At 66.0% G+C, this 14,245-nt stretch carries 15 protein-coding genes; 9 read left to right on the top strand and 6 right to left on the bottom strand.

Features of this window, described 5'->3' with window-relative positions; genetic code table 11:
- Positions 1–5 precede the first annotated feature (5 nt).
- Both ACSFA3_RS09160 and ACSFA3_RS09165 read right to left on the bottom strand, forming a co-directional pair.
- Positions 6–1,238 (bottom strand): aminotransferase-like domain-containing protein, encoded by a 1,233-nt coding sequence (locus ACSFA3_RS09160; RefSeq protein ID WP_435505137.1) that lies wholly within the window; start codon positions 1,236–1,238, stop codon positions 6–8.
- Between the two features lie 19 nt (positions 1,239–1,257).
- Positions 1,258–1,857 (bottom strand): LysE family translocator, encoded by a 600-nt coding sequence (locus tag ACSFA3_RS09165; protein WP_435505138.1) that lies wholly within the window; start codon positions 1,855–1,857, stop codon positions 1,258–1,260.
- A 103-nt stretch (positions 1,858–1,960) separates the two neighbouring features.
- Here ACSFA3_RS09165 and ACSFA3_RS09170 point away from each other — a divergent pair, with 103 nt between their 5' ends.
- On the top strand, positions 1,961–3,406 hold the full coding sequence (locus ACSFA3_RS09170; protein ID WP_435505139.1) for an aminotransferase-like domain-containing protein: 1,446 nt from the start codon (positions 1,961–1,963) through the stop codon (positions 3,404–3,406).
- Between the two features lie 4 nt (positions 3,407–3,410).
- On the opposite strand, the gene ACSFA3_RS09175 is transcribed toward ACSFA3_RS09170, so the two are convergent.
- From ACSFA3_RS09175 to ACSFA3_RS09185, 3 genes are all read right to left on the bottom strand, one after another.
- The gene (locus ACSFA3_RS09175; protein WP_435505140.1) at positions 3,411–4,181 is read right to left on the bottom strand and encodes an SDR family oxidoreductase; all 771 of its coding nucleotides are present in this window, start codon (positions 4,179–4,181) and stop codon (positions 3,411–3,413) included.
- Positions 4,182–4,289: 108 nt separating this feature from the next.
- The gene (locus ACSFA3_RS09180) at positions 4,290–5,639 is read right to left on the bottom strand and encodes a leucine-rich repeat-containing protein kinase family protein (RefSeq protein ID WP_435506188.1); all 1,350 of its coding nucleotides are present in this window, start codon (positions 5,637–5,639) and stop codon (positions 4,290–4,292) included.
- Between the two features lie 14 nt (positions 5,640–5,653).
- Positions 5,654–6,733 (bottom strand): MBL fold metallo-hydrolase, encoded by a 1,080-nt coding sequence (locus ACSFA3_RS09185; RefSeq protein WP_435505141.1) that lies wholly within the window; start codon positions 6,731–6,733, stop codon positions 5,654–5,656.
- Positions 6,734–6,833: 100 nt separating this feature from the next.
- Here ACSFA3_RS09185 and ACSFA3_RS09190 point away from each other — a divergent pair, with 100 nt between their 5' ends.
- From ACSFA3_RS09190 to ACSFA3_RS09220, 7 genes are read left to right on the top strand one after another with little or no spacing between them, the layout of a single operon-like run.
- Positions 6,834–7,262, top strand: coding sequence for a MerR family transcriptional regulator (locus ACSFA3_RS09190; RefSeq protein WP_435505142.1), 429 nt, complete (start codon positions 6,834–6,836; stop codon positions 7,260–7,262).
- Positions 7,263–7,303: 41 nt separating this feature from the next.
- Positions 7,304–8,062, top strand: a complete 759-nt coding sequence (gene can, locus ACSFA3_RS09195) for a carbonate dehydratase (RefSeq protein ID WP_435505143.1) — start codon at positions 7,304–7,306, stop codon at positions 8,060–8,062.
- A 40-nt stretch (positions 8,063–8,102) separates the two neighbouring features.
- Positions 8,103–9,287: an acetyl-CoA C-acyltransferase gene (locus ACSFA3_RS09200; protein ID WP_435505144.1), complete on the top strand. Its 1,185-nt coding sequence runs from the start codon at positions 8,103–8,105 to the stop codon at positions 9,285–9,287.
- Between the two features lie 14 nt (positions 9,288–9,301).
- A complete protein-coding gene (locus ACSFA3_RS09205) occupies positions 9,302–10,564 on the top strand; it encodes a glutamate carboxypeptidase (protein WP_435505145.1) in 1,263 nt (420 codons plus the stop codon).
- Positions 10,561–11,196 (top strand): pyridoxamine 5'-phosphate oxidase family protein, encoded by a 636-nt coding sequence (locus ACSFA3_RS09210; protein WP_435505146.1) that lies wholly within the window; start codon positions 10,561–10,563, stop codon positions 11,194–11,196. The genes ACSFA3_RS09205 and ACSFA3_RS09210 overlap by 4 nt, the downstream gene beginning before the upstream one ends.
- A gap of 28 nt (positions 11,197–11,224) precedes the next feature.
- Positions 11,225–12,355, top strand: coding sequence for an acyl-CoA dehydrogenase family protein (locus tag ACSFA3_RS09215; protein ID WP_435505147.1), 1,131 nt, complete (start codon positions 11,225–11,227; stop codon positions 12,353–12,355).
- Positions 12,356–12,397: 42 nt separating this feature from the next.
- Entirely contained in the window at positions 12,398–12,832 is a 435-nt protein-coding gene (locus tag ACSFA3_RS09220; RefSeq protein WP_435505148.1) for a YchJ family protein, read from the top strand.
- Between the two features lie 28 nt (positions 12,833–12,860).
- Here ACSFA3_RS09220 and ACSFA3_RS09225 read toward each other — a convergent pair whose 3' ends face one another.
- Entirely contained in the window at positions 12,861–13,754 is an 894-nt protein-coding gene (locus ACSFA3_RS09225) for a hypothetical protein (RefSeq protein WP_435505149.1), read from the bottom strand.
- A 92-nt stretch (positions 13,755–13,846) separates the two neighbouring features.
- On the opposite strand from ACSFA3_RS09225, the gene ACSFA3_RS09230 reads away from it, so the two are divergent.
- A complete protein-coding gene (locus ACSFA3_RS09230; protein WP_435505150.1) occupies positions 13,847–14,221 on the top strand; it encodes a DUF2946 family protein in 375 nt (124 codons plus the stop codon).
- The last annotated feature ends 24 nt before the right edge of the window (positions 14,222–14,245 follow it).

The following is a 14,245-nucleotide window of genomic DNA, read 5'->3' on the forward strand; positions in this document are numbered from 1 at the left end:
GGATGTCAGGTCGCTGCGAGCTCGCGCTGCACGCGCGCGGCTGCGTCGTCGGCCAGTTGCTCGCGCAGCGTGGCGGCCAGTGCGGCGATGCCGGCGGAGATCTGCTCGACGCTTGCCGTCACGAATGAGAGGCGCAGCGTGCGCGGGTCGCCGGTGCCATCGGCATAGAACGGCGCGCCGGGCACGAAGGCGACGCTGCGCGCGATGGCCTTCGGCAGCAGTGCGGCGGTGTCGATGCCCTGGGGCAGACGCAGCCAGAGGAACATGCCGCCGACCGGCGTGTCGAATTCGACGTCCAGACCTTTCGTCTCGCGCTTCAGTGCGGCGATCATGGCGTCGCGCTGGCCCTTGTAGAGTGCGCGGATCTCGGGCACGTGGCGCGACAGGAAGCCATCTTTCATGACCTCGACCACCATGCGCTGCGTGAAGATCGGCGTGTGCAGATCCACGGCCTGCTTGGCCTGCAGCAGCTTGCCGTAGATGGCCTTGGGCGCAACCAGAAAACCGAGTCGCAGGCCGGGCGCCAGCACCTTCGAGAACGAGCCCAGATAGATGCAGCCGTCGGGGTTGCGCGCGGTCAGCGGCAGCGGTGGCGCTTCGTCGAACCACAGGTCGCCGTAGGGGTTGTCCTCGACGATCGGCAGGCCGGCCTTGGCTGCAGCCGCGGACACCGCCGCGCGGCGCGCTTCGCTCATGGTGCGGCCGGTCGGGTTCTGGAAATTGGGCAGCAGGTAGACGAAACGCGCCGCTTCTTCGGACTCGCTGCCGTGCGCCTTGGCAACCAGGTCGTCGACGATCACGCCGTCGCTGTCGCTCTGCACGCCGACCGCTTCGGGTTCCATCGGCGAGAACGCCTGCAGCGCGCCGAGGTAGGTCGGCATTTCGACCAGCACGCGGCTGCCGGGATCGAGCAGCACCTTGGCGACGAGGTCGAGGCCTTGCTGCGAGCCGGTGGTGATCAGCACCTGCGCGGGATCGACGTTCCACGGCAGCATGTCGGCGACCGCCTGCCGAAGCGGTGCGTAGCCTTCGCTCGCGGCGTATTGCAGCGCGGCAGCGCCGTCGTTGGCCAGCACGTGGGCGCAGGCATCGGCAAAAGCGCTGATCGGAAACGTCTTCGGCGACGGCAGGCCGCCGGCGAGGCTGATGATGCCCGGCTGGTCGGCCAGCTTCAGGATCTCGCGCAGCACCGAGGGATTCATCTTCGCGGCCCGCCCGGCCAGCTTCCAGTTCGTCATGACTTTTCCTTGAATGTTGTTAGACGCCGACCATCCACAGCGCCGTCAGCACGAGTATTGCAGCCATCGCGCGGTTGAACCACAGCAGCCGCCGGGCTTGCGCCAGCCAGTTGCGCAGCAGTGCGCCGATCAGCGCATAGGTGAAGTTGCTGGCGAAGGCATAGAACAGCATGACCGGCGCGACGATGGCGAAACGTTGCAGCGCGTCGGCTTGTCCGGCGATCCATCCTGCGACCAGTGTCAGCGCCAGCAACCATGCCTTGATGTTCAGGAACTGCAGCATCACGCCCTGGCCGAAACCGACCTGAAGCTGCGCGCCGTCCGCGGTTCCCATCGTTGCGCTGCGGCTCAGCTTGAGCGCCAGCCAAAGGAGATAGGCGACGCCCAATGCCTTGATGAGCAGCCGCACGACGGGCGCAGCCACCACCAGTGCGCCCAGGCCCGCAGCGCACAGCGTCAGCAGCAAGGTCCAGCCGACCGGCACCGCCAGCACGAAGCGCATGGCGCGCGACATGCCGCCGTTGGCCGCTAGCGCGGTGGAGAGGGTGGTGTTGGGTCCCGGCGAGAAGCTCATCGCCGTGGCCAGTACCAGCAGTGCAGTGAATTCTTGCCAGGTCATGTAGCAGACTGTAGACTTTTGACCATTACAGTACCAGTACAGATCGACGGACAAAGACGCCATCTGTATTGGCTGCCGAATCGGCACAGATGAAAAGCCCGACATGCTGACGCGTACCTCGACCCAGTCCCTCACCAGTCAATTGTCTGCCCGATTCGCCGAGCGCATCCGCACGCGTCTCCTGGCGCCCGGCGCGCGATTGCCCTCGGTGCGCGAATGCGCGCGGCAGCAGGGCGTGAGCCCGCACACCGTGGTCGCCGCGTACGACCAGCTGCTGGCACAGGGCCTGATCGAGGCGCGGCGCCAGCGCGGTTTCTATGTGCGCGACTCGGCTGCAGCAGCGCAGGACGCCCGTCTCGCCGCGGAAGTCGGCGGCACCACCGAGCAGCCGACGCTTCGGACATCCCTGCGCGGCCCGCTGCCCGGGATTCCCGCAGATGCCAGTTCGCTGATCCGCGGCATGTTCCATCGCCAGAGCGACAAGCCGCAGCCCGGAATGGGCGTTTTTCCGCCCGACTGGATGGACACCACCTTCATGCCGACCTCGTTGCGCCGCCTCACGGGCACGCGCGCGCTGCAGGAAATCTCGCTGCAGTACGGCGAACCGGCCGGCGACGGCGCGCTGCGGCGTAGCCTGTCGCAGAAGCTGGTCAGCCTGAACATCCCTGCTTCGCCCGAGCAGATCGTGACCACCATCGGCGCCACCCACGCGCTCGACGTCGTCAGCCGCACGCTGCTGCGCGCGGGCGATCCGGTGATGGTCGAGGAGCCGGGCTGGGCGATCGAGTTCGCGCGGCTGGAAGCGCTGGGCATGCGCATCCTGCCGGTACCGCGTCGTGCCGACGGACCCGATCTCGACGTGATGGCGCAGTACTGCGCCACGCATGCGCCGAAGCTGTTCGTCAGCGTCAGCGTGCTGCACAACCCGACCGGCTACAGCCTGACGCCCGGCAGTGCGCACCGTCTGCTGCAGCTTGCCAACAAGCACGATTTCCACATCGTCGAAGACGACACCTACAGCCATCTCGCGCCCGAGCATGCGACGCGTCTGTGCGCGCTCGACGGCCTGCGACGCACCATCTACGTCAGCGGTTTCGCGAAGATCCTGGCGCCCAACTGGCGCATCGGCTTCCTGGCCGCATCGCCGGAGCTCTATCCGCGGCTGCTCGAAACCAAGCTGCTCGCCACGCTGACGACACCCGCGCTGTTCGAGCGCGCGTTGTCGTGGTGCATGGACCAGGGGCAGGTGCGACGCCATGCCGAACGCGTACGTGTGCGGCTGGATGGCGCGCGGGCGCGTACGGTGAAGCTGGCGATCTCGCACGGCTGCACGTTCGAGTCGGAACCGGCAGGCCTGTTCGGCTGGGTAGACACCGGTGTCGATACCGACGCGCTGACCCAGCGCATGCTCGACGAGGGCTACCTGCTCGCGCCGGGATCGCTGTTCCATGCGCGGCGTCCGCCGAGCACGTTGATGCGGATCAATTTCGCTACCGCGCAGGACGCGGCGTTCTGGAAAGTGTTCGCACGGCTGCGGGACGCGAAATGAAAACTCAGCGCGCCAGCGTCGCTCCGCCGTCGACGACCAGCGTCGCGCCGGTCACGTAGTCGCCGGCACGCGACGCCAGGTAGATCGCGGCGCCCGCCATGTCCTCGGGCTCGCCGATGCGGCCGCCCGGAATCCGGTTCTTCACCGTGCCCCCGTTGTCACGCGCGTCGCGGTTCATCTCGGAGGCGAAAGCGCCAGGTGCGATCGCGCTGACCGCGATGCGGTCCTTGGCCAGCCGCAGCGCCATGCGGCGTGTGAGGTGGATCAACCCGGCCTTGCTGGCGGCGTACGAATAGGTCTCCAGCGGATTGACCGCCAGGCCGTCGATCGATGCGATGTTGATGACCTTGGCGAGATGGTCGGTCGCCGATTTGCGCAGCAAGGGTGCGAGTGCCTGCGTGAGGAAGAAGGGCGCCTTGAGGTTGAGATCGACCACCTTGTCCCAGCCGCTTTCCGGGAACTCGTCGAAGGGCGCGCCCCAGGCTGCGCCAGCGTTGTTGACCAGGATGTCGAGCGTCGATTCATGCTGCGAATAAGCATCGACCAGGGAGCGCACGCCGTCGGCAGTCGACACGTCGGCAGGCAGCGCGATGCACGTGCCGAGCGCCGACATTTCCCGTGCCGCCTGCTCGCAGGCTTCCGTCTTGCGCGCCGAGATGTAGACGCGCGCGCCCCGTCCGAGGAAGCCCTCGGCGATCATGCGGCCGATACCGCGCGAGCCACCGGTGACCAGGGCCACGCGGCCCTTGAGCGAGAAGAGATTCGAGGTGTCCATGCGGTGTCTCCGAGGTGTTCTTGTTCAACCGCGGGCAGCTTAGTGCGCGGTTACGTCGGACGGCGTCGCCAAGGTGCCAGCGTTCGACTCCCGTGCCTGCGGCTGGCGTCAGCCGAGCGCTGCGAGCGTCGTGGCGATCTGCGCGAAGGTCGGGCGCGCGCCAGGGATCTCGCTCAGACAGCGCTGTTGCAGACCGATCAGTGCGGTGAGCAGACGGTCGTCGTGTGCTGTGGACGCGCTTGCATCGCAGCGCATGACCAGCTCTTCCAGCAGACAACCGAAAGCACGGGATTCGATGCGTTCCAAAGCCGATGCGAACGCGTTGTCGACGCCGTCGGTACCCTCGAAGAACGACGCGGCCCCGAAGTCGCCGAGCAGCGCATCGCCACCATCGCGCAGGATATTGTGCGCATACAGGTCGCCGTGGAGGATGCCGCGCGCATGCAGTTGCGCGACCGCGCCTGCGATGCAAGATGCGATCCGGAACGCCTGTTGCGGCGTGAAGCGAACCGCGCCGTCGTAGATGTCGCGGGTGCAGGACTCGAGGCTCGGCGGTCCGGCCAGGATCTTGAAAGCAGGATCGATCAACCGCATGGCAAGCGCCTCCGATCCGGTATCGGAAGCACTTGACGCCACGCGTGCTGTCGCCCCGATCAACCGTGGATGCGCACCCGCTGCCATGCAGGCTGCCATCTCGCTGCGCGGTGTTCCATCGCTTGTGATCGCGCCCTTGAAGCGCTTCACCGCCAACGGCTCCACCTCGCCATCGTCGCGCTGCCATAACGCGCGATAGATGATGCCCGAGGCGCCTTCGCCCAGCTTCTCCTGCAGCGCGATGCGCGACTCGTCGATCGTCGGGAACTGCTGCGCCGTCAAGGCCGATGCCTCCGTCGCCGCACTCATCGGATTGCCTCCGAAAGCCAGCCATGCCAGGCGCGGCAGAGACGCGATCCAGTCTGGCAACGCATCGAACCGGTTGGCTGCGATGCGCAGCAGTTCGAGCTGCTCGCAGCCGGCGAGCGTTTTGGGCAGCGCACGCAGCTGATTGCCGGCAAGCATCAGCTTCTGCAGTTTCGGCCGTCTACCGAGTTCGTCGGGCAGTTCCTCGATCCGGTTGTCGGTGAGGATCAGCCAGCGCAGCAACGGCGGCAACGACGCTGCGGGTACCTGAGCGATGCGGTTGGCCTTGAAGCCGACCATCTCCAGTGCAGCGCAGTCGCCGATGCATGCCGGTAGTTCGGTGAATGCATTGTTCGAGCAGAACAGCACCCGCAGGTGCGTGAAGCGATGCAGGTCGTCTGGAAGGCTTTGCAGCGCATTGCCCGAAAGATCGAGGATTTCGAGCGAACCGGCCAGCGCGAAGATCTCGCGCGGAAACTGTTCGAGTCCAGCTGCGAGTGCGAAACGCCGGGTGCCGGCAAGTTCGCCGTCACGCAGCTGTTGCAGCGTGTCTTTCAATCCGGTCGACCCGGTCAACCCGCCACCGAGAAACGATAGATGCCGTCGTCGCCGAGCCGGCGCTGCAACTGACCCGAGAACCAGAGCAGGTGCAGGTGCGCCACCGTCTCGCCCATCGCGAAAGTCAGCTGGTGCACGTCGAGTTCGCGCTTGAACATGATCGGCACTGCTTCGGCGGCGCTGAGAGGGCGTGTCACGCAGCCGGCCAGCAGTTCGGCCAGCCGGTCGCGGTGGTGCTCCTGCAACTGCTCGATGCGTCGATGGACGCCGGTGAAGGGCTTGCCGTGCGACGGCAGCGCCAGCACGTCCTTCGGCAGCACGTCGAACTTCACGATGCTTTCCAGGAAGAGGCGCAGCGAATCCGCTTCGGGCTCGTCGGCGTTGACACTCACATTGGTCGAGATGCGCGGCAGCATCATGTCGCCGCCGATCAGGACATTGGCTTCGGCGCAGTACAGCGCGATGTGTTCCGGCGCATGGCCGAAGCCGCTGATGCAGCGCCATGCGCGTCCGCCGATAGTCACGGCACCGCCGTCCAGCATGCGAACGAAAGACGACGGCATCGAAGGCACCATGTCGCGGAAATAGCTCGTGCGCTCGCGGATGCGGGCGAGCGCTTCCGGGTCGACCAAACCATGCATGCCGAAGAAATCTGCGGCCTTTTCCCCGCCTGCGCCGTTGTCGGCGGCGCCCGGCGACGTCAGGTTGCGCGCGACGTAGTAGTCGGTGGCGCTCATCCACAGCGGCGCGTTCCAGCGCTTGCATATCCAGTCGGCGAGACCGACGTGATCGGGATGCATGTGGGTGACGATCACGCGGAGGATCGGCAGGCCTTCGAGCTGCGTCTCGAAAACCTGTTCCCATTGCGCGCGAGACTCGTCCCGGGCGATGCAGCAGTCGACGACGGTCCAGCCCTGCACCTTGCCCGTGGGGCCATCCATTTCGTCGCGCAGCAGCCAGAGATTGACGTGGTTCAGCGCGAACGGCAGCGTCATGCGAATCCAGCGGATACCCGGCGCGATCTCCATCGCCTCGCCGGGTTCGGGAAGCTTTTCGTCGAAGGGATAGTGGAGTTCGCGTTCGAGGAGGTTCATGTAGGATTGACGTTAACGTAAACGTCATGATGACGCCCTTGTCCGATTCTAGGCAAGGCGCGGCCGGCATGCTGTCCCGTTTGCAACCGTTCCGTCACCCATGCCTGTCCAGACTTTCACCATCGGCGAACTCGCGCGCGAGTTCGAACTCACGACTCGGGCGATGCGCTTCTACGAAGACGTCGGCCTGCTCGCGCCCGATCGTTCCGGGCCCGGTGGCCTGCAGCGCGTCTACAGCGCGCGAGACCGCACCCGTCTGGCGCTGACATTGCGCGCCAAGCGACTCGGGTTGAGCCTGAACGAGGCAAAAGACATCCTCGACATGTATGACAGCCCGCGCGACACGACCGCGCAGCTTGAAAAATTCCTCGGCGTTCTCGGCGAACATCGCGCGCAGATGGAGGCCAAGCTGGCCGAACTGCAGACCAACCTCGACGAGGTGCTGGCGCAGGAAAAGCAGGCCCGTGCAGCACTAGCACGCGCGCAGAAGAAGCCGGTGCCGCGCCGCACGGCCGCACGCACAGACTGAACACCGGACAACGATTCACTGCCTCTACGGAAACTACAGCCATGCCTCACGATCTTTCAGACCTGTTCGCCCACAACCGTGCCTGGTCCGCGCATATGCAACGCGACCGTCCCGGTTTCTTCACCAACCTGGTCAAGCAGCAGACGCCGCGCTACATGTGGATCGGCTGCTCCGACAGTCGCGTGCCCGCCAACCAGATCACCGGGCTCGAGCCGGGCGAGGTGTTCGTGCACCGCAACGTCGCGAACATCGTCGTGCACTCCGATCTCAACGCGCTCTCGGCGATCCAGTTCGCGGTCGAGCGGCTCAAGGTAGAGGACATCATGGTCGTCGGCCACTACGGCTGCTCGGGCGTGCAGGCCGCCATGGAAGGCGCGCGCATCGGCATCGCGGACAACTGGCTGCGCCACATCCAGGACGTGCGCGACCGCCATCGCGTGATGCTCGAATCGCTTCCGCTCGAGGTGCGTGCCGATGCGCTGTGCGAACTCAACGTGGCCGAGCAGGTCGTCAACGTGGCGGTCAGCACGGTGATGGTCGACGCCTGGAGCCGGGGGCAGAAGGTGACGATCCACGGCTGGGCATTCGGCGTCCACGACGGGCTGCTGCAGGACCTCGCCATGACCGTCGACGGCAGCAAGCCGCTCGAAGGTCTCTACCGCGCCGCCGTGCAGCGCATCCGCTACAAGTGGAGCAAGAAGGCGGACGCGCTGCCGGGCCAGATCGACGCGCCTGCAGCCGCCCCTTCCGGTGTCATAGGTTTCGTAGGCGAGCCGCCCGCAGCGTCCGAACTGGACTGAGCCAATCGTTCCGCAACGCCATCCATCCAAGGAGATATCCATGTCCGAATCCATCGTCATCGTCGGTTCCGCCCGCACGCCCATGGGCGCGTTCCAAGGCGACTTCGCTTCTCTCTCCGCGCACGATCTCGGCGGCGCCGCGATCAAGGCGGCCGTGGAGCGTTCCGGGATCTACCCGGACGCCGTCGGCGAAGTGCTGTTCGGCAACTGCCTGATGGCGGGGCAAGGCCAGGCGCCTGCGCGGCAGGCGGCCTACAAGGGCGGATTGCCCGATAGCGCCGGCGCGGTGACGCTCAGCAAGATGTGCGGCTCGGCCATGAAGGCTGCGATGCTGGCGCACGACATGCTCCTGGCCGGCACGCACGACGTGATGGTCGCGGGCGGCATGGAGAGCATGACCAACGCGCCCTATCTGATGCTCAAGGGTCGCGGCGGCTATCGCATGGGCCACGATCGCATCTTCGATCACATGATGTTGGACGGGCTCGAAGACGCGTACCAGCCCGGCCGCTCGATGGGGACGTTCGGCGAGGACTGCGCGGCCAAGTACGACTTCACGCGCGAGCAGCAGGATGCCTTTGCCGTCGCCAGCGTCGAACGTGCGCGGCAGGCGACTGCCGATGGCCTGTTCAAGGCCGAGATCGTGCCGGTCACCGTCAAGGGCCGCAGCGGCGATGCGTTGATCTCGATCGACGAAGGCCCGGTCAAGGCCAGGCTGGAAAAGATTCCGACGCTCAAGCCCGCGTTCAAGAAAGACGGCGGCACCATCACCGCGGCTTCCAGCTCATCGATCAACGACGGTGCGGCCGCGCTGGTCATGACCACCGAATCGCATGCCGCCAAGATCGGCGCAAAGCCGATTGCCCGCATCGTCGCCCACGCCACGCATGCGCAGCAGCCCGAATGGTTCTCCACCGCGCCGGTCGGTGCCGTCCAGAAACTGTTTGCCAAGACCGGCTGGACCGTGAAGGACGTCGATCTATGGGAAGTGAACGAAGCCTTCGCCGTGGTGCCGATGGCGCTGATGAAGGAGTTCGGCGTGTCGCACGACATCGTCAATGTGCACGGCGGCGCGTGCGCGCTGGGCCATCCGATCGGTGCGAGCGGCGCTCGCATCATGGTCACGCTGATCCACGCGCTGCAATCGCGCGGCCTCAAGCGCGGCGTCGCGACGCTGTGCATCGGAGGCGGCGAGGGCACGGCCGTCGCCATCGAACTGATCTGATCCCCGGAGTATTCATGCGTCTTGTGTTTCGTCTTTCGTTGGCCGCCACGCTGATGGCGATGTCGGTTTTTCCCGCATCGGCGCAGAAGCGCGACAACGCCCTGTTCGATGCAGCCACCAATGAGCAGGCAGCCGTCGTGAAGACGCTGGAGCAGCTCGTCAACATCGAGACTGGCACCGGCGATGTCGAAGGCATGGCGACGGCCGGCAAGTACCTCGAAGATCACCTGAAAGCGCTCGGTTTCGCCGTGACGCGCCACAAAGCGCTGATCCCGGCCGTCGGCGACAACATCGTCGGCCGGCTCAAGGGCGCGCTCGACGGCAGGGGCGGCAAGAGCCTGCTGCTGATCTCGCACATGGACACGGTCTACCCGCGCGGCATGTTGGCCAAGGCGCCGTTCCGCATCGAGGGCAACCGCGCCTACGGGCCGGGCATCGCCGACGACAAGGGCGGCAACGCCGTGATCCTGCACACGCTGAAGCTGTTGAAGACCTACGGCTTTCGCGACTTCGGCTCGATCACCGTGCTCTTCAACACCGATGAGGAAAAGGGTTCTTTCGGCTCGCGCGACCTGATCCAGGAAGAAGCAGGCAAGGCCGACTACGTGCTGTCCTTCGAGCCCACATCGGCGGAGCGCGAAAGCATGACGCTCGGCACGTCCGGCATCGCCTATGTGCAGGCCGACATCACCGGGCGGGCATCGCATGCGGGCGCGGCGCCGGAGCAGGGCGTCAACGCGCTGGTCGAAGCGTCGGACCTGGTGCTGCGGACGATGGATATCGACGACAAGGCCAAAGGCCTGCGCTTCAACTGGACCATCGCCAAGGCGGGCGCCGTGTCGAACATCATCCCTGCGAACGCGACGCTCAATGCCGATGTCCGTTATGCGCGCGCCGAGGACTTCGACGCCGCGATGAAGACGCTGGAAGCGCGCGCACAGATGAAGAAGCTGCCAGAAGCGGAGGTCGCCATCGTCGTCAAGGCAGGGCGTCCTGCGTTCAATGCCGGGCCGGGCGGGCGTCTGCTGATCGACAAGGCCGTCGGTTTCTACAAGGAAGCCGGTGGGGGCCTGCAGATCGACGAGCGCACCGGAGGCGGCACCGATGCGGCCTATGCGGCGCTGTCGGGCAAGCCGGTGATCGAAAGTCTCGGGCTGCCGGGCTTCGGCTATCACAGCGACAAGGCCGAGTACGTGCTGATCGACGCCATCCCGCGCCGTCTCTACATGGCGACGCGGCTGGTGATGGATCTCGGGTCGGGCAGGGCGATGCCATGATCCGCACCACCGAACAGCTGCGCGCCCTCTACGATCCCGTCATACCGCGTGCCGTGCAGAAGCAGTTGGGCAAGCTCGATGCGCATTGCTGCCGCTTCATCTCGCTGTCGCCGTTCTGCGTCGTCGCCAGTGCCGGACCGGCCGGCCAACTGCTCGACGCCTCGCCGCGAGGCGGTGCGCGAGGCTTCGCGAAAGTCACCGATCCGCAGACGATTCTTCTGCCCGATTCGGGCGGCAACAATCGGCTCGACACGCTGGAGAACCTGCTGCGCGATCCGCGCATCGGATTGCTTTTCATGATCCCCGGCGTCGACGAGACGTTGCGCATCAACGGCACCGCGCGCTTGCGCGATGAGCACGAATTCGCCGACCCGTTCGCGCAGGAGCGTCAGCGTCCGAAGCTCGTCATAGAGGTGCAGGTGGCCGAGGCGTATCTGCATTGCGCAAAAGCCTTCATGCGTTCGGGTCTGTGGCAGCCTGACAGCTGGCAGCCGCGCTCGGAACTGCCTTCGATGAACCAGATGCTGCGCGACCAGATCGGCCAGTCTGTGGAGCAGCCCGTGGAGCCGCACCAAGACATGGTCGCGCGCTTTCGGCAACTGCTGGCGGACGAGCAAACGCCCGGCGCCTGACATTCATAAAAAGAGACCGGAGACGAACATGCTGCTGACCACCGACCAGGAAGCCATCCGCGACGCCGTGCGCGACTTCGCTCAGTCCGAGCTCTGGCCCCATGCACCGCAATGGGATCGCGACCATGCGTTCCCCGAAGCGGCGCACCAGGGCCTCGCAGCGCTCGGCGCCTACGGCATCTGCGTTCCCGAGGAAGACGGCGGAGCGGGGCTCGACTACCTCACGCTCGCCCTGGTGCTGGAGGAAATCGCGGCCGGCGACGGCGGCACCAGTACCGCGATCAGCGTGACCAACTGCCCGGTCAACGCGATCCTGATGCGCTATGGCAATGCGCAGCAGAAGAAGCAGTGGCTCTGGCCGCTGGCGCAGGGACAGATGCTCGGCGCCTTCTGCCTGACCGAGCCGCAGGCAGGCAGCGATGCATCGTCGCTGCGTACCACTGCGCGCAAGGACGGCGACGCCTACGTGATCGACGGCGTCAAGCAGTTCATCACCAGCGGAAAAAACGGCCAGGTCGCGATCGTGATCGCCGTCACCGACAAGGGCGCCGGCAAGCGCGGCATGAGCGCCTTCATCGTCCCGACCGACGCGCCGGGCTACAACGTCGCGCGATTGGAACACAAGCTCGGCCAGCACAGCAGCGACACGGCGCAGATCAATTTCGACGCCTGCCGCATCCCCGCCGAGAACCTGATCGGCAAGGAAGGCGAGGGCTACAGGATCGCGCTCGGCGCGCTGGAAGGCGGCCGGATCGGCATCGCGGCGCAGAGCGTGGGCATGGCGCGCAGCGCGTTCGACGTGGCGCTGGCGTATGCGAAAGACCGCCAGGCTTTCGGCGGCAGCATCTTCGAGCAGCAGGCAGTCGGCTTCCGCCTGGCCGAATGCGCGACGCAGCTCGAAGCCGCGCGGCAGCTGATCTGGCATGCGGCTGCGCTGCGCGATGCCGGCCGGCCCTGTCTGAAGGAAGCTGCGATGGCGAAGCTCTTCGCAAGCGAGATGGCCGAGAAGGTCTGCAGTGCCGCGATCCAGACCCTGGGCGGCTATGGTTACGTGAACGATTTTCCGCTGGAGCGCATCTACCGCGACGTGCGGGTTTGCCAGATCTACGAGGGGACTTCCGACATCCAGAAGCTGCTGATACAGCGCGCGCTGGCCTGAAGGCATGTGCTACTTTCGGATGATGTTCCAATGGAGGCCGTGATGAGCAGCCCGACCCCTCCTTCCAACGGCCCTTGCCCCTGTGGCAAGACCGATCGCCGCGACCGGCCTTTCGCCTATGCGCTCTGCTGCGGCCGTTATGTCGAAGACTTCGACGGCACACCCGCGCCAGACGCCGAATCGCTGATGCGTTCGCGCTATTCGGCGTTCGTGTTCCAGCGTGCCGATTACCTGCTCGCAACCTGGCATTCGTCGACCCGGCCGGCCACGGTCGAGTTCGAGCCGGACGTAAAGTGGCTCGGCCTGGACGTGCGATCGCGTTCCGTGCTCGACGCCGAGCATGCCGAAGTCGAGTTCGTCGCGCGTCAGCGCAGCGCGGCCGGCGTGGCGACACGCCTGCACGAGCGCAGCCGCTTCGTGCGAGAAGGCGACGAAGAGAATTCGCGCTGGTTCTACCTGGACGGCGAACGGCGCTGAGCCTTGCAGGCGGCGCCTTTCCTCAAGGTCAGCGCTTCACGGCCCGACCTGTCTCCGCGTCGGTGACGCTGCCGTCGACAAGGCCGATCCGGTAGATCTCCCGGGTCACATTGCCGGCAAAGGCCAGTTCCACGATCGACACCGTGTTGAAGGTGGTTTCGATGCCCTCCGGCATGACCGCGTTGAACTTGTCGGCCACCTCGTTCATCGACGCCTGCAGCGCAGGCGTGAATGGCGTCATGCTGTAGACCAGCGTGTTGTGCGGATTGTGCGAGCGCACCTCCTTGCCGTCCCTGATCACGTTCACGCCGCTGACGCCCACCGTCCGGACCAGTTCCTTGCCTGCATCGCCCATCTTCGCGTAGACCGGACCCGTCACTCGCGGCAGCGGCCCGTCGCGCAGCGGCGCCATCGCCGCGGTGGTGGCCGTGTTGAAAGCCATCATTGCCTCGAAGCCCGGTCCGGACTTGACGATGCCCAGATCGAGCCACCACGGCCGGCCGGCGTCCTTGGCGGCTTCCGTCGTGTAGAAACCCTTGAGCGTCAGCCGGATCGGTCCCGGCGGCTTCGGCAGCGCGGCGAGCATCCTGCGCGGTGTGGACGGGTCTGCGCTGTGGATGTGCACGACGGTGACATGCGGAATGTTGGGCAGCAGCGCCTCCGTTTGCAGTCCTAGCCGCACCAGGTCGCGCCTGAGCTGGCTGTTGATCCGGATGTCGAGCGTGTCGACGACGTCGATCGGCAGCCGGTAAACCACGCCGTAGGTTGCGACATGTCTGCGGAAATCCGGCTGGCCGATGGCGCTGTTGTCGATGACGGCGGGGGACGAAAAGGTGCCGATGGCGCCGCAGGCGGTTAGAAGCACGGCGGTAAGGCCGATAGCGCCCGTCAGGGTTGCGCGTCGCAGGATTTTTGGGGTCATGGGTGCTCCGGTTCGGTGGCGATGGTGGCATGCAAAGGCCGTTCCAGGCAATCTCGACAGAGGCCGGGCCCGTATGATTCCGAGCCCTCGCCATGTTCATACGCCGCGCACTGATCCGTCTCCTGCTCCTCGCCCTGTGTTTCCACACGGTGATCGGCATGCCTGCGCACGAGGCGACACACCTCGCGCAGAAGATCGAACGTGCGGCTGCATCGACCAGCGAAGCCGAAACCGGCAATGCCGGCGAGACCGGCGAACAAGGCGGTCGTAGCGTCGATGGCCTGTGCGCCTGGTGTCTGGCCTTCGCGCATCTTTCGACGGCGATCCGCACCGCTCCGATCCCGTCGCTGGCCGCCGCCGCTGCCGCGGATCTGCCAGACGCGGCGCTGGCCGTCCGATTCGTTCCCCGTCTCGAACGCTGGCGCTTTGCCGTCCGCGATCCACCTTCGGCACCGGCGCGGGGCTGACGCCCCTCGCTTCCATCTTCAGCT

Origin of the sequence: Variovorax glucosi (assembly GCF_051216695.1) — a bacterium.
Classification (GTDB): Bacteria; Pseudomonadota; Gammaproteobacteria; order Burkholderiales; family Burkholderiaceae_C; genus Variovorax.

Coding starts and splice junctions, on each gene's coding strand:
- ACSFA3_RS09160 (WP_435505137.1), bottom strand. CDS start 1,238: ATGACGAACTGGAAGCTGGCCGGGCGGGCCGCGAAGATGAATCCCTCG.
- ACSFA3_RS09165 (WP_435505138.1), bottom strand. CDS start 1,857: ATGACCTGGCAAGAATTCACTGCACTGCTGGTACTGGCCACGGCGATG.
- ACSFA3_RS09170 (WP_435505139.1), top strand. CDS start 1,961: ATGCTGACGCGTACCTCGACCCAGTCCCTCACCAGTCAATTGTCTGCC.
- ACSFA3_RS09175 (WP_435505140.1), bottom strand. CDS start 4,181: ATGGACACCTCGAATCTCTTCTCGCTCAAGGGCCGCGTGGCCCTGGTC.
- ACSFA3_RS09185 (WP_435505141.1), bottom strand. CDS start 6,733: ATGAACCTCCTCGAACGCGAACTCCACTATCCCTTCGACGAAAAGCTT.
- ACSFA3_RS09190 (WP_435505142.1), top strand. CDS start 6,834: ATGCCTGTCCAGACTTTCACCATCGGCGAACTCGCGCGCGAGTTCGAA.
- can (WP_435505143.1), top strand. CDS start 7,304: ATGCCTCACGATCTTTCAGACCTGTTCGCCCACAACCGTGCCTGGTCC.
- ACSFA3_RS09200 (WP_435505144.1), top strand. CDS start 8,103: ATGTCCGAATCCATCGTCATCGTCGGTTCCGCCCGCACGCCCATGGGC.
- ACSFA3_RS09205 (WP_435505145.1), top strand. CDS start 9,302: ATGCGTCTTGTGTTTCGTCTTTCGTTGGCCGCCACGCTGATGGCGATG.
- ACSFA3_RS09210 (WP_435505146.1), top strand. CDS start 10,561: ATGATCCGCACCACCGAACAGCTGCGCGCCCTCTACGATCCCGTCATA.
- ACSFA3_RS09215 (WP_435505147.1), top strand. CDS start 11,225: ATGCTGCTGACCACCGACCAGGAAGCCATCCGCGACGCCGTGCGCGAC.
- ACSFA3_RS09220 (WP_435505148.1), top strand. CDS start 12,398: ATGAGCAGCCCGACCCCTCCTTCCAACGGCCCTTGCCCCTGTGGCAAG.
- ACSFA3_RS09225 (WP_435505149.1), bottom strand. CDS start 13,754: ATGACCCCAAAAATCCTGCGACGCGCAACCCTGACGGGCGCTATCGGC.
- ACSFA3_RS09230 (WP_435505150.1), top strand. CDS start 13,847: ATGTTCATACGCCGCGCACTGATCCGTCTCCTGCTCCTCGCCCTGTGT.